22 protein-coding genes are annotated in these 22717 nt (G+C 53.6%); all 22 read left to right on the top strand.

Going from position 1 to position 22717, the window contains the following annotated elements; all coding sequences use genetic code 11:
• Positions 1–39 precede the first annotated feature (39 nt).
• The 22 genes from HH215_RS08095 (at position 40) to HH215_RS07990 (ending at position 22656) form a co-directional block, all read left to right on the top strand.
• Positions 40–1227, top strand: a complete 1188-nt coding sequence (locus HH215_RS08095; protein ID WP_254450411.1) for an MFS transporter — start codon at positions 40–42, stop codon at positions 1225–1227.
• Positions 1228–1318: 91 nt separating this feature from the next.
• Positions 1319–1651, top strand: coding sequence for a metal-sensitive transcriptional regulator (locus HH215_RS08090; RefSeq protein WP_169279434.1), 333 nt, complete (start codon positions 1319–1321; stop codon positions 1649–1651).
• A 19-nt stretch (positions 1652–1670) separates the two neighbouring features.
• Entirely contained in the window at positions 1671–1871 is a 201-nt protein-coding gene (gene copZ / locus HH215_RS08085; RefSeq protein ID WP_169279433.1) for a copper chaperone CopZ, read from the top strand.
• A gap of 230 nt (positions 1872–2101) precedes the next feature.
• Positions 2102–3658 (top strand): helix-turn-helix domain-containing protein, encoded by a 1557-nt coding sequence (locus HH215_RS08080; RefSeq protein WP_169279432.1) that lies wholly within the window; start codon positions 2102–2104, stop codon positions 3656–3658.
• A gap of 108 nt (positions 3659–3766) precedes the next feature.
• Positions 3767–4717: an ABC transporter permease gene (locus tag HH215_RS08075; protein ID WP_169279431.1), complete on the top strand. Its 951-nt coding sequence runs from the start codon at positions 3767–3769 to the stop codon at positions 4715–4717.
• On the top strand, positions 4710–5657 hold the full coding sequence (locus HH215_RS08070; RefSeq protein ID WP_169279430.1) for an iron chelate uptake ABC transporter family permease subunit: 948 nt from the start codon (positions 4710–4712) through the stop codon (positions 5655–5657). The genes HH215_RS08075 and HH215_RS08070 overlap by 8 nt, the downstream gene beginning before the upstream one ends.
• A complete protein-coding gene (locus HH215_RS08065; protein ID WP_169279429.1) occupies positions 5654–6412 on the top strand; it encodes an iron ABC transporter ATP-binding protein in 759 nt (252 codons plus the stop codon). The genes HH215_RS08070 and HH215_RS08065 overlap by 4 nt, the downstream gene beginning before the upstream one ends.
• A gap of 62 nt (positions 6413–6474) precedes the next feature.
• Positions 6475–7482, top strand: a complete 1008-nt coding sequence (locus HH215_RS08060) for a siderophore ABC transporter substrate-binding protein (RefSeq protein WP_169279428.1) — start codon at positions 6475–6477, stop codon at positions 7480–7482.
• A gap of 25 nt (positions 7483–7507) precedes the next feature.
• Complete coding sequence (locus HH215_RS08055) at positions 7508–7843, top strand: antibiotic biosynthesis monooxygenase (protein WP_169279427.1); 336 nt, start codon at positions 7508–7510, stop codon at positions 7841–7843.
• Between the two features lie 149 nt (positions 7844–7992).
• Positions 7993–8313, top strand: a complete 321-nt coding sequence (locus tag HH215_RS08050) for a hypothetical protein (protein ID WP_174887608.1) — start codon at positions 7993–7995, stop codon at positions 8311–8313.
• Positions 8314–8333: 20 nt separating this feature from the next.
• A complete protein-coding gene (locus tag HH215_RS08045; RefSeq protein ID WP_169279426.1) occupies positions 8334–10052 on the top strand; it encodes an ABC transporter ATP-binding protein in 1719 nt (572 codons plus the stop codon).
• Between the two features lie 293 nt (positions 10053–10345).
• Positions 10346–11047, top strand: a complete 702-nt coding sequence (locus HH215_RS08040) for a GntR family transcriptional regulator (protein ID WP_169279425.1) — start codon at positions 10346–10348, stop codon at positions 11045–11047.
• A 25-nt stretch (positions 11048–11072) separates the two neighbouring features.
• Entirely contained in the window at positions 11073–12575 is a 1503-nt protein-coding gene (locus HH215_RS08035; RefSeq protein WP_169279424.1) for a sugar ABC transporter ATP-binding protein, read from the top strand.
• Positions 12559–13548: an ABC transporter permease gene (locus HH215_RS08030; protein WP_375140516.1), complete on the top strand. Its 990-nt coding sequence runs from the start codon at positions 12559–12561 to the stop codon at positions 13546–13548. Before HH215_RS08035 ends, HH215_RS08030 begins: the two co-directional genes overlap by 17 nt.
• Positions 13549–13630: 82 nt before the next feature.
• Complete coding sequence (locus HH215_RS08025; RefSeq protein WP_169279423.1) at positions 13631–14608, top strand: substrate-binding domain-containing protein; 978 nt, start codon at positions 13631–13633, stop codon at positions 14606–14608.
• 162 nt (positions 14609–14770) lie between these two features.
• Positions 14771–16993, top strand: a complete 2223-nt coding sequence (locus HH215_RS08020; RefSeq protein WP_169279422.1) for a glycoside hydrolase family 20 zincin-like fold domain-containing protein — start codon at positions 14771–14773, stop codon at positions 16991–16993.
• Positions 16990–18135: a M20 family metallopeptidase gene (locus tag HH215_RS08015; RefSeq protein WP_169279421.1), complete on the top strand. Its 1146-nt coding sequence runs from the start codon at positions 16990–16992 to the stop codon at positions 18133–18135. Before HH215_RS08020 ends, HH215_RS08015 begins: the two co-directional genes overlap by 4 nt.
• A 114-nt stretch (positions 18136–18249) precedes the next feature.
• Entirely contained in the window at positions 18250–18639 is a 390-nt protein-coding gene (locus tag HH215_RS08010; protein WP_169279420.1) for a RidA family protein, read from the top strand.
• A 24-nt stretch (positions 18640–18663) separates the two neighbouring features.
• The gene (locus HH215_RS08005; protein ID WP_169279419.1) at positions 18664–19404 is read left to right on the top strand and encodes an MBL fold metallo-hydrolase; all 741 of its coding nucleotides are present in this window, start codon (positions 18664–18666) and stop codon (positions 19402–19404) included.
• A 60-nt stretch (positions 19405–19464) separates the two neighbouring features.
• Positions 19465–20583, top strand: a complete 1119-nt coding sequence (locus HH215_RS08000) for an aminotransferase class V-fold PLP-dependent enzyme (protein WP_169279418.1) — start codon at positions 19465–19467, stop codon at positions 20581–20583.
• 40 nt (positions 20584–20623) lie between these two features.
• Positions 20624–21661, top strand: a complete 1038-nt coding sequence (locus HH215_RS07995; RefSeq protein ID WP_169279417.1) for a zinc-dependent alcohol dehydrogenase — start codon at positions 20624–20626, stop codon at positions 21659–21661.
• Entirely contained in the window at positions 21658–22656 is a 999-nt protein-coding gene (locus HH215_RS07990) for a Gfo/Idh/MocA family protein (protein WP_169279416.1), read from the top strand. The genes HH215_RS07995 and HH215_RS07990 overlap by 4 nt, the downstream gene beginning before the upstream one ends.
• The last annotated feature ends 61 nt before the right edge of the window (positions 22657–22717 follow it).

The following is a 22717-nucleotide window of genomic DNA, read 5'->3' as shown; positions in this document are numbered from 1 at the left end:
AAGATCTTAGAGATTACGCTTGGCGAAGGGGCTAATAACGTGGGATTTGTTTCGGATTTTCGGATGTTCATCCGCGTCCGTTGGGCGTGGAAGCTTATCGCGGCCATGTTCTTATACGGCTTGGGAGTAGGGATTCTGGCTCCGATGAACGCGGTTTACATGCAAGAAAGCATCGGATTAACGAAAGAAGAGATCGTCATCGTATTCGCAAGCTCCTTGCTCTTGAATATGGTTCTCACGATCAGCGTCGGATTCATTAGCGACAGGCTCGTCAGGAGAAGAAGAATCCCGATGATCGCGGCCGCGCTATGTATTGTCGGTTTGCTATTCTACATGCAAGCGGATAGCTTCGCCTATGCGTTGCTCGGAATGGCGTTAGCCAGCGCGCCTTCAGGGATGATTATGGGACAGATGTTCGCGATGGCTCGCAACCATTTCTCCCAATGGGCGCCTACGATCGTGGAAATGTCGCAGCTTTGGCTCCGAGCGACTTTCAGCGTCGGTTTCTTCACGGGATTGCTGGCCGGCGCGAACATTTATCTGATCTCGTCCTTCCGCGGCGTGTTATGGGGAAATCTATTCGGTTACGCTGCGTTATTCGCGCTGTTGCTATTTTACCGCGAAGTCGTTGCCGAACCGCGATCTGCCAAATCCGGCGGCGGCGAGCCTTATAGTCTGATTATGCTCATTGCGTTATTGTTGTTATCGTGCGCCGACGCGATCCGCGGATTGTACTTGCCGCTCGTCGTGAACGAACGCTTCGGCGATCCGAGGCTCGCCTCTTACATCTGGAGCGCGCAAGCGGTATTCGAATTGCTCTTCATGACGATTGCCGGCTATTGGGCCGTTAAATACGGCAGTAAACGAATTATCGTGCTTGGCGCAGCGTGCGCATTCGTAGCTTATTTCGTTTACGCGACGGTCGACTCGCTGCCCGTCTTCTTTGTCGTGCAACCGATCTATTCGTTCTTCGTCTCGGTATTGATGGGCGTAGCCATGGGGTACGTACAACGAATGTTCATAAGCAGAACGGGTTTCGGCGCGAGCTTATATGTTTTTATTACCCAGACCGCTTCGCTAATCGGGTTTATTTTGCCTTTGACGATCGAAGGGATCACTCCGACTATTTTCTATATCCCGGCAGCGCTCGTCCTGGTCTCCCTATCGTTAATCGCGGTATCGCTCAGAAGCGAACGGGGGAAACTGAGCATAAATTCGCAAGCCTAAACAGCCTCTGCCGCTAGGATATAAAAGGTGTTCCGTCCCTTGACATACCCATATGGGGTATATTATGATACAACCAAGAGGTGAAACGATTATGGATAATCTTAAAGAGCCGCAAGGCGAACATTGCCATACAAACGACGTTCATGCAAGAAAAAGCCATCATTCGGACAAAATGAAAACGAATCTGATCTCCCGCCTCAATCGAATCGAGGGGCAAATTCGCGGAATCAAGGGACTTATCGATAAGGATACTTACTGCGACGACGTGCTGAACCAGATCGCAGCCGCCCAATCCGCGCTGAATAGCGTCGGCAGACTGCTGCTCGAAGGGCATATGAAAAGTTGCGTGGTCGATCGGATTCAATCGGGGGATCACGAAGTGCTCGACGAACTTCTCGTTACTGTTAATAAACTAATGAAATAAAGAGATGGAGGGATTTGAGATGAGCAATATTACATTAAACGTACAGGGAATGTCTTGCGGCCACTGCGTGAACTCGGTGGAAGGCGCGGTTAAGAATTTGGGAGCTGCGGCTACGGTCGATCTCGCGAAAGGCTCGGTTACGATCGCTTACGACGAGTCAAAGACTTCCCTTGCCGCAATCAAGGAAGCGATAGAGGATCAAGGGTATGACGTCGTTTGATTTAATTCGGAGTCATCGGCGATGGCTCCTTTTTTTTGCAAATAGATATACCCTAGTGGGTATATGGGTCTGGCAACCGCCGATCGATGAGCCGTAGGACGATGCTCCGCAATTCGGGGTTCTTCGAGAGAACGGAGTGAATCTTTCATAAATTGACTTTGAGAATAGTTATCAATAAAATTAATAGAATAGAAATCATTGGATTGTCACGAGAAGGAGACGCACGGACGTTGAATAGAACGCATAACAAGCCGGTATCCCTTCATTATTCGGAAACGCGAGAGATTGGGATAGCAGGCGGAGCGAAACACACGATTTCTCCAAGCCCATATGATCGATTCGGGATCTGTTTCCATTCGGATGTCCTTGTTTCCGTGGAGGATACTGGCAGACCCTCGATCGAGGTTCCGTTAGGCGAGCTTTTCTATATCCCGGAAGGGTTATCTTTCGCGCTACAGCCTTTGTCTTCTTCGGATGCCAAGGTGAATCTGATTTCCTTTCGCGTGGATTCCAGCCAAAGACGCTCCGGCCTGCTCTCTCCCTACGTTCTCAGAAGCTTCCGGGTGCCCCAGCTGAAAAATTGGATTTCGGAGTTCACGAACGATAACGAAAACGAGGTCGGAGCGCTTTCCGACTATTTTCTGTTGCAATCCAGACTCTATGCGATAGCTTTCGCTTGCATGAAGTCGGAAATCAAGCCGACTCGCAAGGGGGACGAATTGACGAGATTCGTCGAGCAGGCAAGGCAAAGAATCGTCGAGAATTACGATACCGCGCTGGATATGGAAGAGCTCGCGAGAAACTCAGGCTCGGGTTCAAGCCGATTCTATCGAACGTTTCGCAAACAAACGGGATTAAGCCCGCTTAAGTATTTGATCACGACGAGACTTAACGCTTCGTTAAGATTGCTGGCGGATTCGAACGTCAGCGTGACGGAAGCCGCGCACTCCGTAGGCTATAGCGACGAGTATTATTTCAGCCGACTGTTCAAGAAGCAGTTGGGGATCACGCCGACCGAATACGCATCCCGCGCTCAAGTTTCGGTTGCCTGCTTATCTCCGATATTTTCGGGAGATTTAGCCGTGCTCGGGTTGACCCCCAGAGTCACTCTTAAGAGGGATTGGGAGTTAGAAGACGCCAATCTCGCTGATTATTTGGAGGAGATCAAGTCGGCCCAGCCCGACTTGATTCTAAGCGGTCCCATCTCGGAGCCTTTACGGATCGAATTAAGCAAAATCGCTCCCGTATCGGTATATTATTGGCACGATTATTCATGGAAACAACGGTTGGTCGAATTCGGGAGGCTCTTAGGCTTGGAAAGCGTGGCGGAGCGTTGGTTAGCGGATTTCGAGAGCAAGACGGACAATGCTAGACAGCATGTGGTAGAACGATGGCCCGACACTCCGTATTTGCTAATCGGAGTTAGGGAGACGAATTTCCGCGTGTACGGGAAACAGAGACGGAAATTTACGGATTTGTTATATGACGAGCTGCAATTAAAGGCTCCGGCGATTGCCGACGAGATTGGCTTCATGGATTCGGCCGTTCTCGGGGAACTGACGAAGCTGCCCGCGGATAACGTCATGTTCTTAATCGAATTTTCGGCTTCCGAATCGTATTGCGAGCAGTTGGAGAAGGAATGGAAGAGCGCGGTAGGCGCGAACGGACATGAGAGGCAATGTATTTTCATCCGTTTGGAAAATCCATTTCTATATAATTCGGCCATGCACGAATTACTTGTCGATCAAATTGTGAACAATTTGCATACGCAATATCGATTGAAATAGAAAAGTCCATGTGGAAATCGGAATGTCCATTCCGGTTTCTTTTTTTTGCAGTAAAATGGGTTTAGGTTGTGCAAATGATAATCATTATCAAAAAGAAAGAGAATGGAAATGAAAATCGGAATCTTATGGATTGTGCTCGTCGTGCTAGCCTTCACGTCCTTATTCGTCGGAGTAACCGATATAAACCCGTTGGATTTGTTCTCGATGACGGAATATCAATGGGAGATTATGCAGGTAAGCCGAATTCCGCGCTTGATCAGCATTATTATCGCGGGAATAGGGATGAGCGTTATCGGGATGATTATGCAGCAGTTGGCTAGAAACAAGTTCGTGTCGCCTACGACGGCGGGAACGACGGATTCGGCAAGCCTGGGCGTGCTCGTCGCCATGTTGCTTTTTCCGGGTGCATCGCCCTTACTGAAAATCGTCATCGCATTCGTGTTCGCTTTTGTCGGAACGATGATTTTCATGCGAATCTTGACCAAGGTTCAGTTCCGGGATCCGATCTTGATCGCTCTTATTGGTTTGATGTTCGGAGGGATCGTGGGATCGATCACGACTTTCTTGGCGCTCAAATACAACATGCTGCAAAGCGTGATGAGCTGGCTCCAAGGCGACTTCTCGGTCATCCTTAAGGGAAGATACGAGATGCTGTATGTCAGCTTACCGTTAATCGCGATCGCCTACTTATTCGCCAACCGATTTACGATCGCCGGCATGGGCGAAGATTTCGCGGCAAACCTCGGGCTTAAATATCGCCAAGTCGTCAATATCGGACTAGTAATCGTAGCGCTCGTCTCGGCCGTCATTCTCCTTACGGTCGGTTCGCTGCCATTCCTGGGGCTGATTATCCCGAATATCGTCTCGATCTATAAAGGAGACAACTTAAGAAGCAACCTATCCCATACCGCCTTACTGGGCGCGATATTCGTTCTGTCTTGCGACATCCTTGGACGTATCATTATCTATCCATACGAAGTATCCATCGGATTAATGGTTGGCGTACTCGGCAGCGGTATTTTCCTCTATCTGATCTTGAGGAGGAAGAGCCTTGCATGACAAATGGAAGTTAGTTGCGTTAGCCATTGTTGCGACGGGTCTGATAGCGGTATTCATGACGATCGACGGAAGCGGCAATTGGGATTACGTTCTACCTCGCAGAGCGAAGAAAATATTGGCGATGATACTTACGGGCTTAGCTATCGCGCTATCTACAGTCGTGTTCCAGACGATGACGAACAACAAGATTTTGACGCCGAGTTTAATCGGGCTTGATTCTTTATACTTGCTCCTGCAGACGGCTATCGTGTTTGTATACGGTTCGACGGTGCTTACGGCGATGAGCAAAAACTTGCAATTCGCGGTTGCGATAGGGTTAATGGTGTTATTCGCAGGACTGCTGTACAAGTTGTTGTTCAGAAGGGAAGGCAACCATCTCTATTATCTATTGCTCGTGGGGATTATTTGCGGCACGTTCTTCTCAAGCGTATCCAGCTTCTTGCAGATGTTGCTCGACCCGAATGAATTCATGGTCGTGCAGGATAAGATGTTTGCTAGCTTTAACAACGTTAACACGGATATTTTGATCCTCTCCATCGCGTTGGTTCTGCTGGTCGTCGTTTATTTCTATCGGGACTTCAAATATTTGGACGTTCTTGCGCTAGGTAAAGAGCATGCCGTGAATCTGGGCGTTCCCTACGATCGAATTACGAAAAGACTGCTCGTCGCGGTAGCCTTGCTGGTTGCGGTTTCGACGGCTTTGGTAGGTCCGATCACGTTCCTCGGATTGCTGATTTCGAACATTGCTTATCGGATGATGAGCACTTTCCGGCATAAAATCGTCATCGTAAGTTCGATCTTGATCAGCATCGTAGCGCTTGTCGGAGGACAATTGATCGTCGAAAGAGTGTTTACTTTTTCCACCAATCTCAGCGTGATCCTCAATTTTGTCGGAGGTATCTACTTCTTATACCTACTGCTTAAGGAGAGCAAATCGTGATAGAGGCAAGGAACGTTACGAAAAGTTACGGCGGTAAAAGCGGGATCCACGGGGTTTCGACGACGATTCCGAAAGGCAAGATCACGTCCTTCATCGGTCCGAATGGAGCGGGGAAGAGCACGCTGCTATCGGTCGTCAGCAGATTGATTCAGATGGACGAAGGCGAAGTGGTAATAGACGGTTTGGACGTTAAGAGCACGGACAGCAGCGAGCTGGCCAGGAAAATATCCATCTTGAAGCAAGCGAACGCCATTAACGTAAGGCTTAGGGTAATCGACTTGGTGGAATTCGGCAGATTTCCGTATTCCAAAGGGAGATTGAACACGGAGGATCGCCGGCATGTAGATGAAGCGATAAGTTACATGGAGCTTGACGAAATGCGCGACAAATATCTGGATCAGCTTAGCGGAGGACAGAAGCAACGGGCATTCATTGCCATGGTGCTTGCTCAAGATACCGATTACGTGCTGCTTGACGAGCCGCTTAACAATCTGGATATGAAACATTCCGTCCAGATCATGAAGGTACTTCGCAGACTCGTCGACGAACTGGGCAAAACCGTGGTGCTCGTGCTTCACGATATTAATTTCGCTTCCAGCTACTCCGATTACATCGTTGCGATGAAGGAAGGCCGAATCGTTCATGAAGGGTCGACGGACGAGATGATCGACACCTCGGTGTTGAAGAGCGTATATGACATGGACATTCCGATACATGTCGTGGACGGGAAAAAAATATGCATTTATTTCTCTTGAGTTATTTTGGAGCCATGTGCCCCGATTGACTATATAAAAAACATAAATAGGAGTGGTCTTTCGTGAAAAAATCTTTATCCCTGATTCTGATGTCTGTTATGATGATTGCTGTATTGGCAGCATGCGGATCCAACAACAATGAAGGAGCGGCAAGTCCGTCGGCTTCTCCGAGCGCGTCCGCTTCTGCTTCGGAGTCCGCCAGCCCAAGCGCAACGACTCCCGCCGCACCCGCGGAAGTAACGATCACGCATCCGCTAGGTACCGCGACGGTAAAAACAAACCCGGAAAAAGTCGTCGTGTTCGACTTCGGTACGTTAGATACGTTAAATAAACTAGGCGTCGAAGTCGCGGCGCTTCCGAAAGCTTCGATTCCGTCTAATCTGTCCCAATTCGGCGATGCGAAATACGAAGACGCGGGCACGTTGTTCGAGCCGGATTTCGAGAAGCTGAACAAGTTAAAGCCCGACGTTATTTTCATCAGCGGCAGGACGGCGGAGGCTTATGAAGAACTGAATAAGATCGCGCCAACGATTCAAATGTCGATCGATTATAGCAAGTATGCGGAGTCTTTCGCAGCAAATGCGGAAACGATCGGTAAAATCTTCAACAAAGAAGCAGAAGTTGCCGCCGAGCTTGCTGCCTTTAACGCTTCCGTTGAAGAGTTGAAGGGTAAAGCTTCGACGGCGGGTAAAGCGCTTATCGTGCTTACGAGCGGCGGTAAAATCAGCGCGTACGGCAAAGGCTCCCGTTTCGGCAGCATTCACGATACTTACGGTTTCGTTCCCGTGGACGAATCGATTAAGCCGGATACGCACGGCGATAAAATCTCGAACGAGTATATCGCGGAGAAAAATCCGGACATTCTGTTCGTCGTCGATCGCGATGCGGTCGTGAGCGGAGAAGGAACGGTTCCGGCCAAAGAAGTGATCGAGAACGATCTCGTCAAGAAAACGAACGCCTTCAAGAACGGCAAAATCATCTATCTAGACGCGAACTATTGGTACTTGTCGGGCGGCGGTCTTCAAACGGAATTAGAAATGGTTAAAGAAGCGGCTCAAGCCGTTCAATAAATCGAGATTATGGAGGCTAATATAGATGCTCATTCAAACACGAACGATCGTCGTGGAAAAAGGGAATGCGGACAAGGTTATCGAACGTTTCAGCCAAGAGGGGATTCTCGACGAAAGAGAAGGCTTGATCGATATTTCCGTCATGGTGAATAAACGCGGCAAAGAAAACGAGGAAGTCGTTGTATTCATTCGTTGGGAATCCGAAGAGGATTGGAAAAATTGGGAGAAGAGTCCCGAACATCTTCAAGGCCATCGCGACAACAAGGGAAAGCAGCAGCCTGAATACGTCATCAGCTCGAACGTTAACATGTACGAAGTTAAAAAAGTCAGAAAAGGCAAGTTCGAACGAAAAGGCGAATAAATAATGATGCTATAAAGGGGCTTCGAGGAATCGAGAGCCTCTTTATTGCAGTCATTGTCAAATAAAGTATTGACTTCTTCTTGGCATCTGTATACATTTGTATACAGATGGTGATTGAAATCTCGATTGCGAAGGAGCAGGTGATCGAAATGAAAATTCACGGAAGAGAAGAAGTAGGAGAAAGAGGCCACGGACATCGGGGAGAACGCAATGGCGAACGTCATCGTCATGCGGCTAACGGTGCTCAGACGTTCAGAAGAGGGCGTATTTTGGTATTTTTAGAACAATTGAAAGTGAAAAGGGTTACGTTAGCCCGTCAGTTGAACGAGCCTGAGTTCCAAACGATTCAACAGGTGCTATGCGGTGAGCTTAAGGCGCTGGATCAAGTGATAGAGGAGTACATCCATTTATTCGAACTGCAAGATGATGATGCCGAGTCGCCGAATACCGATATCCCGTCGGCTGACTGAAGAAGAGAGAGAGGCTAGCGATGTTAAGACGTTTTTTCTCATATTATCGTCCTTATAAGGGACTTTTTATTTTGGATTTCTCCTGCGCGGTGATCGCCGGACTGCTGGAGCTGGCTTTCCCGCTGGCCGTTAGCAAGTTTATTGACGATCTGCTGCCGGGCGAGGATTGGCCGATGATCGTATTGGCGTGTGTCGCGTTGCTCGGCATATACGCCTTGAATACCGCGTTGAATTATGTCGTCACCTATTGGGGCCACATGCTAGGCATTAACATCGAAACCGATATGCGCCGGAAAATGTTCGAGCATATCCAGAAGCTATCGTTCCGGTTCTTCGATAATCATAAAACGGGACATTTGGTCGGAAGGGTAACCAACGACTTGAACGATATCGGGGAAATTGCCCATCACGGTCCCGAGGACGTGTTCATCGCCGTCATGACGCTAGCCGGTTCGTTCACGCTAATGGCTTACATTAATCTCGAGCTTGCCTTGATTACTTTTATTATCATTCCGATTATGGCATGGCTGATTATCGTATTCGGCGGTAAGATGACGAGCACCTATCAGAGGTTATTCGGGAACGTAGGTAACTTCAACGCTCGTATCGAAGAGAACGTTGGAGGCATTCGCGTCGTACAATCGTTCGCGAACGAAGAGCACGAGAAGAAGCTGTTCGCGGTCGATAATAGCAACTTCCGGGAAACGAAGCTGCTTGCGTACAAGACGATGGCGAAAAGCATTTCGGTCAGCTATATGTTAATGCGCCTGATCACCGTGTTCGTCATGGTTTGCGGAGCTTGGTTCTTCATTCAAGGAAAACTGGAGCTTGGGGAATTCATGGCATTCTTGCTCCTATCGAATATTTTTTTCCGCCCGATCGAGAAGATTAACGCGGTCATCGAAAGTTATCCTAAGGGCATCGCGGGCTTCAAGCGGTACGTGGAGGTGCTCGACACCGAGCCGGATATCGCCGACGTGAAGGATGCAGTTGCGGTTGAATCTATCCGCGGCGACATTAAGTTCGATAAGGTCACCTTCGGCTATGAGCCGGGCAGGGATATTCTAAGCGGAATCGATCTGTCGATACGCGCGGGAGAAACGGTTGCGTTCGTCGGGCCTTCCGGCGCGGGCAAAACGACGATCTGCAGTCTTCTTCCAAGATTCTACGACGTTACCGAAGGTAAAATTACCGTTGACGGAATGGATATCCGCGGCATGAAGCTGCAATCGTTGCGCAAACATATCGGGATCGTACAGCAGGACGTGTTTCTTTTCTCGGGGTCGATTCGAGAAAATATCGCATATGGAGATCTGCTCGCAACGGAGGAGCAAATCTGGGATGCGGCTAAACGGGCTTCCCTCGAGGATATGATCCGGCAATTGCCGGAAGGGATGGACACCATTATCGGAGAACGCGGCGTCAAGCTGTCCGGCGGTCAGAAGCAACGGATGGCGATCGCGCGAATGTTCTTGAAGAACCCGCCGATCCTGATACTGGACGAGGCGACTTCCGCGCTCGACACGGAAACCGAAATGGCGATTCAGAAGTCGCTGTCCGAGCTATCCGTAGGACGTACGACGCTCGTTATCGCCCATAGGCTCGCAACGATTAAGAACGCCGATAGAATTATCGTCGTCGACGAGAACGGGATTGCGGAGCAAGGAAGGCATCAAGATTTGGTTCAATCCGGAGGGATCTATAGCCGGCTTCATCAGGCTCAATATCAGCACGCGTAAGGCTGGCTGAGGTTGACGGAGCTGTGCGAAACCGTCGGAGCCGATGGCAGTACAATATTGATCGGCGATTTCCGCTATCTCCAAAAATCAGCTTATGAAGCGACCGTTTCCCGGTATTCAACCGGGGGACGGTTTTTTTTTGTTTGTAGAAATTCTAAAAATTGTATTGCCAAATTATATATAATGCATTATATATAATATTATAAAAGTTAAAGCATAGCCCAAGCAATCACCTTGCAATGCGAGTTGTGCATGTCGGGTTTCCAATAGAGTCGGTAGAGGAGCGAGCGATTATGAAAGAAACGATTTCCAAAAAGTTTTTCGCGGATAAACAAAACATGAGCAACGATCTGGTCGAATTTTTCAAGCAGGAAATATTGGGTGGCAGACTGAATCCAGGAGACCGGATCGTCGAGACGAAATTCGCCCGCGAGCTGGGCATTAGCCAGACGCCGGTGCGGGAAGCGGTGCGGCTCTTGTCGGGCGAAGGCATCGTCACGATCGTTCCGAATCGGGGGCCGGTCGTGAACGAACTGAGCGCCCGGGATATATTCGAAATCTATTCGCTGCGGGCATCGATCGAAGGGTTGGCGATTCGCCTTGCGACGCAGATCGCTACCGATGAAGCGGTCCGGGAGCTGGAACTGTTCTATGAGGAGATGAAGGGCAAGGCGAAAGATAATGAAGTCGTCTCCTTGCTGGTCGATTCCTTGTACATCCATCAATCGATCATTTCGCTCTCGGAGCACTCGAGGCTGCTCCGCGCCTACGAGTCGATCTCCTTTCAGATCGCGTTGGTCAATCGCATACTCGGCAACGAGTCCACCAAGGAGAAGGAGGTTGAACAGCATTCCGAGCTGATAGAGGCGCTGAAAGAAAGGGATCCCGATAAGGCGGAGCTGACGATGCGCAAACATATATACCGCTCCTATCGGGAGTGTTTGGATCTTAAGGAAGACGAGGATACCGAATTCGGGACCCATTTATGGTTTTGACGTCTAGCTAGGAGGAGGACGGGGCATGGGAGAAACCATTTTGACGATGAGAGGCATGACCAAATCGTATTTCGGCGTTAAGGCGCTGGACGGAGTATCGCTCGATATTCGCAAGGGCGAGGTTCATGCGCTGATGGGCGAGAACGGCGCGGGCAAGTCGACGCTCATGAAAATTTTAACGGGGCTGGTCAAGCCGGACGAAGGCGAAATCGTGTTCGAAGGAACGAAGGTGCAGTTTCCTAATCCGCAAGCGGCGCTGAATGTCGGCATCGCGATGATTCACCAGGAGCTGAATCCGATTCCGGAGATGACGGTGGCCGAAAATATTTACCTCGGCAGGGAACCTTGCTTTCCGGGAACGCCGTTCGTGAATAAAAAGAAGCTCGAAGAGCAGACGAGGCGATTGCTGGAACAGTTTCAATTCCGGGCCCAGCCGCATACGAAAGTCGGACAGCTCAGCGTCGCCCAGAAGCAGATGCTGGAAATCATCAAGGCGATTTCCTATCAAGCCAAATTGATCATTATGGACGAGCCTACCTCGGCGCTGTCCGAGAGCGAGGTCAAGACGCTGTTCCAAACGATCGAACGGCTGAAAGGCCAAGGCGTCCCGATCATCTATATCTCACACCGGATGGAAGAAATATTCGCCATCACGGATCGGATTACGGTGCTTCGCGACGGTAAACTCATCGGCTCGCGGAAATCGTCGGAACTGGATTCCGACGGATTGATCTCGATGATGGTCGGACGGTCGCTCGATGCCATCTATCCGAAGGAAGAGGCGGCCATCGGCGACACGGTACTCGAAGTTCGCGGTTTGACGCGCCGTCCTTACTTTGCAAACGTTTCCTTCTCGGTGCGTCAAGGTGAAATTCTCGGCATCGCGGGTCTGATGGGCGCCGGACGAAGCGAAGTGATGCGGGCGATATTCGGTATCGACCGGCCGGACGGCGGGGAAGTGCTGATGGAGGGCGAAGCGATCAAAGTCCGGCATCCGGCCGACGCGATCCGGCACCGCATCGGTTTCGTTACCGAGGACCGCAAGGAACTCGGACTCGTGCTTAGCCAGTCCATTCGCGAAAATATGACGCTGGCGAGTCTATCCAAGACCAGCAAGGGACCGTTCGTCTCGCGACCGGCGGAAACGGCACTGTGCGACGGGATGACGGCCAGTATTCGCATTAAGATGAATCGCATGGAGCAGGAAGTGCTGACGCTTAGCGGAGGCAACCAGCAGAAGGTCGTTATCGCCAAATGGCTGCTGACTTCGCCCAAGCTGCTCATTCTGGACGAGCCGACGCGAGGCATCGACGTCGGGGCCAAGGCGGAGATTTACCGGATGATGTCCAAGCTGGCCCAGCAAGGGATGGCCATTATCATGGTATCCTCGGAGCTTCCCGAGGTATTGGGAATGAGCGATCGCATACTGGTCATGGGCGAGGGCGAAATCCGGGGCGAGTTTAACCGGGGAGAAATTACGCAGGAACAAATTCTGGAATGTGCAATCGGGGGTGGACGCATTGCCTAGCGGCGTGCCAGTAAATCAGAGTTCGATCATTAGAGACAAGGTCAATTCATCCGAAATGATGCGGAAGTACGGGTTAATCGCGATCTTGCTCGCGGCGGTTATTATTCTCAGTCTCGTCTCGGATACCTTCCTGACGGTCACGAACTTAATGAACGTGCTGCGGCAGGTATCGATCAACGGCATTCTCGCCATCGGCATGACTTTCATTATTTTGACCGCGGGCATCGATCTTTCCATCGGTTCGCTGATGGCGGTCGCGGCGGTTATCGCGACGAGCATCGTCGCGCACGATCCGGGAGCCGTCGGCTTGGCGTTGATCGCGGGGGTGGCGGCAAGCGGAATTCTCGGCGGCGTCAGCGGCACGATGAGCGCGAAGCTGAACGTAGCACCGTTCGTGGCGACGCTGGCGATGATGACGATCGCGCGAGGGATCGCGTTGATCTATACGAACGGGAGGCCGATCGTGGTCAGTTCGGAGCCGTTCAAGTTTCTAGGACAAGGCTATATCGGTCCGCTCCCCGTACCGGTCATCATCTTCGTGGCGGTAGCGGCTATTATGGGCGTCGTTCTGTATAAGACGAAGTTCGGACGCTACGTCTACGCGATCGGCGGCAACGAGAACGCTTCGAAAATTTCCGGAATTCGCGTCGGACGCATTAAAATCTGGGTCTACGTCATTAACGGTTTCTTGGCCGGGCTTGCCGGCATACTGCTTTCTTCGCGCATTAGCTCGGGACAGCCCAACAGCGGCATGGGTTACGAGTTGGACGCGATCGCCGCCGTCGTCATCGGCGGCACCAGCCTCTTCGGCGGCCGCGGGTCGCTGCTCGGCACGATCGTCGGGGTGCTCATCATCGGGATCATCAACAACGGTCTTAATCTCATGGACGTCTCGTCCTATTGGCAACAAATCATTAAAGGTCTGATCATTGCCGGCGCGGTCATACTGGATCAGCGCGCCAAAAGGAATTGATGGGGAAAATCAGAGATAAGTCCGTAACGCGGGCGAATCTGATTATATAAAACATCAAAGGGACATGGGAGGAGAAATCGGCATGAAGAGGAAGAACGCATGGAAGTGGATGGTCACGGGGGTAATCACGGCCGTGATGTTGACGGGTTGCGGCAGCAACGGGAACTCGGGCAAGACGGATAACGGGGGCAATTCGGAATCCGGCGGGGACAAGAGCTATAAAATCGGCGTCGCCGCCCAAGGGCTCTCGCATGAATTCATCAAGTCGTTGGTCGAATCGATGCAGGAGAAGGCAAGCGAGCTTAAAGTCGAACTGGTCGTCATGGACAGCCAAGACAAGATCGAGGAGCAATTGAACCAGGTCGATACGCTGGTCGCGCAGAAGGTGGATGCGGTTATCCTGAACGCGGTCGACTTGGTCGGGTCCAGCCCGGCCGTAGACAAGGTGAAGGAAGCCGGCATTCCGCTCGTCGAAGTGATTACGTTCACGGAGAACGAGAACTACGACGTCTTCGTCGGTACGGATCCGAAGCAGTCGGGCGTCATGATGGGCGACATTCTGGCGGACAAACTCGGCGGCAAAGGCAACGTGGCTTTGCTGCAAGGCCAGATCGGCCATTCCGCGGAAATTACTCGCGGCGCGGGGCTTCAGGAAGCGCTGTTCGACAAGCATAAAGACGTTAAGAAGCTGACCGAGCAGACGGCGAACTGGAACCGGGACGAAGCGATGAGCATCACCGAGGACTGGCTGCAACGCTTTCCGGAGATCAACGCGATCGCGGCGCAGAACGACGAGATGGCGATGGGCGCTCTCCAAGCCGTTGAAGCTTCCGGCCGTAAAGACATTTTCGTCGTCGGCATCGACGGCATCGCCGACGCGCTGAAGGCGGTCAAGGAAGACCGTCTGGCGGCGACCGTGCTGGATAACGTCACGGCGGAAGGCAAACGTGCCGTGGAGGTAGCCGTAGGTCTGATCAAGGGCGAGAAGTTCGAGAAGAAGGAACTGGTCGACTACGTGCCGGTTACGAAAGAGAACGTCGATCAGTTCTTGGCGAAGTGAGCAACCGATCGGCTTCAAGGTGTGGTCATTTAATCGGGTTATCGGCGCCGGGCAATCCTGCGCGAACCTGACAACGGGGTATGCGGACGGACCTTCCTCCGCATACCTTCTCTTTCCCCATTCCCATCACGGCGGGACGCCGAATCAAGGAGGTAATCGCGGATGAGCGCAGCTCTGGGATCGTTAGCACAACCGTTGCTTCCCGAGCCGAAACGGGCGACCCGGACCGAAGGTAGGTTTGTCGTTCAATATGATCGTATTTCGTTGTATATGGAAGGATTAGCTTCCGTCACGGAGGAAGTCGTACGCGGCGAGTTGAAGCATGCCGGTTACCGGCAAATTCTACGGGCTTCCAGTGCGGCGGAAGCCGATCTCGTGCTGCTTGCAGGCCCGCATATTCCGAAGGCTGCTCGTGCGCTTATAGACGAGCAGCCTCACCCGGAGCAGTCTTATCGGTTGACGATCGGCGACGAAGGAGCGGTCATCCATGCGGGCGATTGGGCCGGCGCGCTTTACGGGCTGGCTACCTTGACCTCGCTGCTGGGGAATTCGGCGGACGGCTTGCTGCCCGCCATCGATATCGTCGACGGGCCGGACGCGAGCAAACGCATCGTTTCTCCGACGCTGACTTGGTACGCGGGTTTCGCCCGCGCGGGCTTCGGCACGCAATTATGGGACGGAGAACGGTGGAAGACATTCATCGACTGGTGTTACCGGCACAAGATCAACGCGCTGAATATCGTCATGTACGGGTTTTGGCCGTTCGAATTTCCTCAGTATCCGGAGACGGTACTTCGGGATCTTAAGGTGCAGACTTGGTCCAAGGAAATCGACGGCTGGATCGAAGTGTCGTTCACCCATCCCAATCTCCGCAAGCCGTTCTTGGAGGATATGATCCGCTACGCGAATGCGAGAGGCATCGACATTTACGCTTATATCGGCCTGAACTCGTACAGCGGCGGTTACCCGGTCGCGCATCCGGAGAGTCGGGGGCAGTTGTCCCGGGAACTCCTCGACAAGGGACATGTGAATAATTACGACTCGTTATGCACGTCGAGAACGGATGTCCGGGATTATTTGATCGCCAGCGTGAAACGAATCGAGCAGCTAGGCTTCAACGGCCTCGTGTTCGAGGAGAGCGAGGAAGTGCAATGGTTCTGCCAATGCGCGGAATGTCAGGCGAAATACGGCCATCTCGCGCCGAACGATGCGAAGCATACGGTGTCGGTCGATTTGCTGCGCGCCTATGACGAAATCCTTCGTCCGGAGACGATGATCGCCGTCCGCTGGCTGCGGGAGCCGCCGATCGTTAAGGATCGGGCGACGCTCGAGGCTTGGCGGGACAAGCTGCCGGAGCGGGTCAAGCTGTTCTGGGCGCCGGGGCTCGAAGACGACGATCGCGAGTTTCTGAAGTGGGTAGACGTATTCGGTCCCGACCGGATATGGTCGCGCAACTGCGAAGGCAGCGGCTTCGCGGCGAGCTTGGGGCGTATCCCGTACATCCTTCCGGACACGTTTCCGGAAAGCTTGAAAAATTACGCCTTTCAGCACCTGTGGAACGATATTTCCCAGTTCCAGGGCGCTGTCAATACGGGATGCACCGGCATTAACGGTTACGGCTTCGAATGGTACGGCCACGAGCTGTTCTTCATGGCCGCGGCGCAATACGGCTGGAACGCTTGGGCGTTGGACAATGATGGATTTCTGGCCCGAGCGTCGCGGCATTTGTTCGGAGAGACGAACGGCGCCCGTTACGAGAGGCTGATCCGAACGCTTCCTTGTATTCACGAAACGCAAATCTGCGATACGCTCCCTTCCTTTCCGTTCATGCCGAACAAATATATCGGCGACGAAGGAAGACGGTATTTGGAAGATTGCGCGGAAGCCGTCGAAGCTTCGATCGCCGATTTGAACGCGATCTTGGCTACGGCCGGATTGATCGACGTCCAGCGGGAATGCGCGGAAGCGACCCGAATTATGGCGCTTCGGATGAAAGAAGTGATCTGGGCGGGCATAACCTTCAACCGATACTTGGAGGAGCGCGACCAAGGACAGAATGAAACGGCAAGGCTGGAACGGTTGGCCGATCGGGCGTTGCATCATGCGGAGCAAGACTACAAGCTCATCAAGGAGCATTACTTCGATACGAAGGAGCATGATTGGACCGGCGTCGCGATCGGCGAATATTACATCCCGATGGTCATTAACGAGTACAAGAAAACTTTTGCCGAGAGGCTTGGCGATCGCTACGAACCGGACGACGAGGTTACGCCTATCGTAGGCGGAGAAAGCCTGCCGTGGGAATGGCTTCTAGAATGGGGGCCGAAGATCGCTGCGGCTAAACCGAACGCCGCGATCCGGGGAAGGGAAGGGGTTCGCGGATGAAAGAGCGGGCATTGAAACTGCTGGAGCGGTTGATCGCCATCCAGAGCGTCAATCCTCATTACGGGGAAGGCGCGAGAGGCGAGATGGCCATTTCCCGTTTCATAGAAACCTATTGCCTCGATGCCGGCCTGAAAGTGACCCGGCAGCCGGTCTTGGAAGGCAGGGACAATCTGATCATCGAGCTGCGAACCGGACATCCCGAATCGGTGCTGCTGTTCGAGGCGCATATGGATACCGTATCGCTGGGCAGCATGGACCGACCTCTCGAGGCGGTCTACCGGGACGGCAGAATCTATGGGAGGGGAGCCTGCGATACGAAGGGCTCACTCGCGGCCATGATCGTCGCCATGGAGACCTGCGCGGAAGCGCCCGATTTGTTGCGATCCGATCTGGTGCTATGCGCGTCGGTTGACGAAGAGCATGCCTTTCGCGGGCTGCTGAAATTTCTGGAGCTGGACATGCCGATCTCGGGCGCCGTGGTCGGCGAGCCGACGGAAATGAAGATCGTCGTCGCGCACAAGGGCTGCGTCCGGTTCGCGGTGCATGCTCTCGGCAAAGCCGCGCACAGCTCCGTTCCGCACGAGGGCGAGAACGCTATCGTAGCCATGGCTGAGATCGTGCGATATATTACGGAACGGATGTCCCCTGGATTGGCCGACATCCGGGACCTGTTATGCGGTCAGGCTACCGTATCGATCGGCACGATCGCGGGCGGCGAGCAAATCAATATCGTCCCGGAGCGGTGCTCGATCCAAGTCGATCGGCGAATCGTCCCGGGCGAGCATCCGGAAGACGTCATGACGCGCATCGAGCGGGAGCTTTATGCCTTCTGCGCGGAGAAGGGAATCCGGATCGAGGTGGAACGATTGCTGCTCGATTATGCGCTCGCGACGCCCCATGACGCTACGCTCGTGACTGCCGCCCTCGAGACGGCCGACCGCATCGGACTCCCCGGAGGCATCCATGGCGAGACGTACGGGAGCGATGCCAGCAAGCTTCAGGGGATGAAGGGCATTCCTTCCATCGTCTACGGACCGGGGTCGATCGCGCAGGCTCACTCCAAGGAAGAATGGGCGCCGATCGTGGACATCGGGAACGCGACGCGATTCTACGTGGAATTGGCGCGGGCTTTCCGGGCATGATCTGGCCCGGAAAAATCCGCAGGAACGTTAACGGTTAGCTTGATACGCAACGTAAGTCTTAAGGACGCTAAGGAAAATGAAGTCATCTTACAGCGGAACTGGAGGGAACGACCGATGAAGAAGGAAATCATCCGCTCGGAGCGGGCGCCGCAACCTGCCGGCAGTTATTCGCAGGCGGTCAAATACGGCAATATGGTTTACGTCGCGGGTACATGCCCGTTCGAGTTGGGCTCCAAAACGGTGAAATATCCCGGCGACATGGCTAGACAAACGTCGTTGGTGTTGGAATATATCGGTAAAATTCTGGAGGAGGCGGGATCGTCGCTGGACAACGTGTTGAAGGTTACGGCCTTTATCGACGATCTGGATCGATTCGCCGAATACGATGCCGCTTATGCGCCGTTCTTCGCCAATGATCCTCCGGTGCGCAGCACGGTCGAAATCGGCAAGTTCCCGCAAGGGATGTGCGTCGAGATCGAGTGCGTTGCGTATATCGAGGAATAACGACGAGGCGGGAGTGAGTGGCGGATGAACATCAGCGATCGCGTTTATATGGTGGGAAGCGGCAAATACGGAATGGAAATGAGCGAGTCCATGGATTGCAACGTCTATCTGCTGGACGGCGGCACCGAGTGCGCCCTCATCGACGCGGGGGGCGGTATCGAACCGGAGCGGATCGTGGCCAACATCGAACGGAGCGGTTTTAAGATGACTCAGGTACGGCGCTTGTTGATCACGCATGTTCACGGCGATCATGCGGCAGGCGCCTATTATTTTCAAAGCCGTTACGGAATCGAAGTCGTCGCGTCGGAAGAAGCAGCCGCTTGGCTGTCGGCCGGCGACATGGACAAGACGAGCTTGAATCACGCCAAGCGGGGGGGCGTGTACGATCCCGACTTCCTATTCCCCGCTTGCCCGGTGGAGCGGAGCGTGCGGGAAGGGGAGATCGTCCGAGTCGGCGATATCGAGCTCCGCGTTATCGATAGCCCGGGACACGCGAGAGGCCATATCAGCTTTTTGTGGGATAAGGGAGACGGAGAGCGGAGTTTGTTCGCGGGCGACACCGTATTCGCCGGAGGCAAAGTCGTGATGCAGTATGTATGGGACTGCAATATCGAAGAGTACGCCGATACGATCGAGAAGCTGCACCGTTTGCGGATCGACCGTCTGTATCCCGGACACGGTCCCTTTCTGCTCGCGAACGCCGGTCGACATATCGAGAAAGCGCATGGCTGCTTCAGCAGGCTGGAGCTGCCGCCGAATTTATAGACGACGTGAACGTTTGATTTCGATCCGCGTCTGAAGGGACGGTTTAGGATGAAAGCATTAATGAACAAACAGGACTTTATCGGCCTGGACCAGAGCGCCTGGTTGTTTTGCGGGGCGGAAGCGCCGGTTCATAGTAAAGTGATGGACGCCGTTATGGAATACATGATTGCCCGCACCCGCGGTCCTCGCGGTAGGGAACGGAACGCGAAGACGGAATGGGCGTGCAAGACGAATTTGGCCAGCCTGATCGGAGGCCGCGCTTCGGATATCGCCCTCATGTCGAATTCGTCGGAAGCGATCTCGATGGCGGCGCAAGCGGTACGGCTGCAGGCTGGAGACAATGTCATCATCAATAATTTGGAATTTCCTTCCGGAGTTTTACCTTGGCTTGCGCTGAGGCGGCAAGGCGTGGAAGTCCGAATCGCGAGGCATAACGAATGGGGCATGGAAACGAACGATATTATGGAACTGGTCGACGATCGCACGCGGCTCGTCATGACGAGCCATGTCAGTTATTTATCCGGTACCCGTATCGACTATAAGAAGCTGTATGAACAGCTTCGCGACACGAACGCCTTGATGCTGCTGGACGCGACGCAGTCGTTGGGCGTGGTGCCCGTCGATATCCGTCATACCGACATGCTCGTCTGCAGCTCTTATAAGTGGCTGTTGTCCACGCACGGCGCAGGGATTCTCGCGCTCAATCCGGGCCGCGTCGAAACGCTCATCCCGACTTACGTCGGTTGGAGAAGCGTCGTCGGCGCGCCCGGCGAAGACAGATTCGCCTCGTATGCGATGCATACCGATGCGAGAAGGTTCGAGCTTGGTTATCCGAGCTATCCGACGATCTATGCGCTCGAATGCGCGACGCGGCTTCTTCTGGAGACGGGCATCGACAACATCGAGCGTCACGTGTTGGAGCTTGGCGGACAGTTGATAGAGTTGCTGAAAGAGCAAGGGTTGCAAGTCATGACGCCGGACGATCCAGCGCGCCGCGCCGGTAATATCAGCTTCGCGCATGCCGATGCGGAGGCCATCGCCGGCAAGTTAGCAGTCCATGATGTTTACGTGATGGGAGGCGACGAACGAGTGCGCGCCTCGATTCACGCGTACACCGATTCGACGGACATCGGTCGGTTGATTACGTTGCTGCCGTCCGTTCTGGACAGCCGTGCTTAGCGTGGGCTGACGACGCGAAAAACAATTAGGAGGGATAATCATGCAAGCACTTATATGGACGGCGGCGGAAAAAATGGAATATAGCAGAACGATGAATAAACCCGTGCCGCTAGAAGACGAGGTGTTGATCCGCGTGGAAGCCGTCGGCATATGCGGATCGGAAATCGAAGGCTACCTGGGCCATAACAGCTTACGCATCCCGCCGTTGGTCATGGGGCATGAGTTTTGCGGCCGGATCGTGGAGACCGGAAGCCGCGTTACGGGATTAAACGTCGGGCAGAAAGCGGTCGTTAATCCGTTGCGCCACTGCGGCGCCTGCGCCTCCTGCCGCAAAGGGCAGCCGCAACTCTGCGCAACCCGCAAGATCGTGGGCATTCACCAGCCCGGCGCGTTCGGCGAATGGGTGGCGGTACCCGCTTCCGGCGTCGTACCGGTGCCGGACGAGCTCGATCCGTTCCGCGCCTCGCTATCGGAGCCGCTTGCCTGTTCGCTGCGAGCGACGCGCCGTGCCATACTGCGACATCCCTTCGCGAACGTCGTCGTATTCGGCGCCGGAGGGATCGGCATCCTCAGTGCCAAGATCGCGAAGCTGCTTGGAGCGGAACGAGTAATTATGCTCGACACCCAAGACGAGCGGCTCCTTATGGCCGCGCAAGTTGCCGCGGACGAGACGATTAATCCGCGGACGACGGATATCAAGGAAGCGCTCGCCCGCATCGTCGGAGAGAAGGGCGTCGACGTTGTCATAGACGCGGCCGGCTTCCAGCCGACGCGCACCGCTGCCATCTCGATCGTCAATCCGGGCGGCACGATTATGAATATCGGTCTCGGCATCGACGACACCGTTGTTCCGATCAACGTCCAGATCCGCGGAGAAATCGAGATTCTCGGATCTTTCTGCTACAACCCGCAGGATTTCCGCGACGCGGTCGACCTGCTCGTAAACGGAAGCATCACTGAGGAAGGCTGGACGGAAGTACGTCCGCTCTCCGCGGGCGACGGGGCGTTCCAAGATTTAATCAACGGACGGGTGAAGTCCGGCAAAATCTTCCTGAGCATGGACGGTGGCGAAGCATGAGAACCTTAAAAGTCGGAATCATCGGCCTAGGGAACTGGGGCTTGAGCCATCTAGAAGCGTATCGCCAGCTTCCGTTCGTGGAGGTCGCGGCCGTGTGCGACGCGAACCCCGAACGGCTTCGTTCCGCGAAAGAGCAATACGGCATAACCAATGTCTACGCCGATGCACAGACGATGCTGAACCAGGAAGCGGATATCGAACTGGTCAGCATCGTTACGTTCGAACGCAACCATTTGCAGCCGACGTTGCTCGCTCTTGAAGCGGGAAAACACGTCATCGTGGAGAAGCCGATTACGACGGATCCCGAAGAAGCCAGACAAATGCTCGCGGCATCGCGGCAGTACGGCAGATATGCGGTCCCGGGCCATTTGCTCCGGTTCGAGCCGAAATACGCGGAAATCAAGCAAATCATCGAGAACGGCCAGATTGGCAAGCCAGTGAGCATTTACTTGAAACGCTCCCGCGAGAACGGCCTGTTCGCCACGTATCAGCGCACGCACACCGTGTTCGAGCTAATGATTCACGACTTGGATCAGGCGATCTGGTATGCGGGCGGCAAAGTGAAAAAAGTATACGCGACGGGTCGTACCGTTACCGGAGCCGAGACGCCGGAAATCTTGTGGGCGCAGCTTCAATTCGAGAGCGGAGCCGTTGCCGTTCTTCACAGCAATTGGATGACGCCGGATGCGGCCGGGATCGCCATTAACGATTATACCGAGGTCATCGGGGAGAAAGGCATCGTTCAGTTCGATACGAATCCGGCCGGCGTCCAGGTATGGACAAGCTCGGGACGGTCGACGACCGACGTTTCGATCCATCATCGCCAGAACGGCAGGGTGATCGGCTGCCTGGCCGAGCAATTGAATTACGTGAGCCAGTGCATCATCTACGGCCGGAATCCCGATTGGATATCGTTCGAGGACGCGCTTCACGGCATAGAGGTGGCGGACGCTATCGTGAAATCCGCGGCGGAAGGCAAGGAGATTATCCTGTAGCGCCGGCAATAAACTCTCCGTCCTTCCCGGCTTAACCGGCCGGGAGGAGACAGGAACAGCA

The organism is Cohnella herbarum (assembly GCF_012849095.1).
Taxonomy (GTDB): Bacteria; Bacillota; Bacilli; order Paenibacillales; family Paenibacillaceae; genus Cohnella; species Cohnella herbarum.
The sequence above is the reverse complement of the archived record's forward strand: the minus strand, read 5'-3'. Positions and strand labels throughout refer to the sequence as shown.